Source organism: Vibrio sp. 2033 (assembly GCF_033339735.1).
Map to the genome: position 1 here is coordinate 1 of NZ_JAWOVC010000637.1, position 568 is coordinate 568.

Below are 568 nucleotides of genomic sequence, written 5' to 3' on the forward strand. Positions count from 1 at the left end.
AAGGATGAACAAGAAGCACTGCTCTCTGCTGACAATTTCAATATTGTTTGCGTGTAATGCCCATTCAGCGGGCTTTCAGGTTGCTGAACACTCGGCATCTGGTCTTGGTCGAGCATTCTCAGGTGAAGGGGCTGTAGCAGACAATGCCAGCGTTCTTGCACGTAACCCAGCAGCAATGACTCTTTTCAAAGAAGCTCAGTTTTCTGGCGCACTTTCTATCGTTGATCCTGAAGTCAACGTTTACGATACGCTTCATAAAGAGCAATCTGATGACGTAGCACCACTGCAAGTGGTTCCTGCGGGTTATTACATCAGCCCAATCAATGACAACTGGGCTTGGGGTATCGGTATGTTCACCACTTACGGTGTTGCAACAGATTATCCAGATGATATTTCTGCGGGTGATATGGCTGGCGACACCTCGCTACTTTCTGTCAATATCAATCCAAACATTGCTTACCGCATCAACGAAAAATTCAGTGTGGGTGGCGGTATCAACCTAGTGTACGCGGAAGCGGAGCTGACTCGTCACAAAGGCGCACTCGCCCGTATTTTAGGTGGTAATAAG

At 47.7% G+C, this 568-nt stretch carries 1 protein-coding gene; it reads left to right on the forward strand.

Going from position 1 to position 568, the window contains the following annotated elements; genetic code table 11:
* Positions 1-4 precede the first annotated feature (4 nt).
* The coding region (locus R7P74_RS28215; protein ID WP_318123986.1) for an outer membrane protein transport protein at positions 5-568 on the forward strand (564 nt) is incomplete at its 3' end.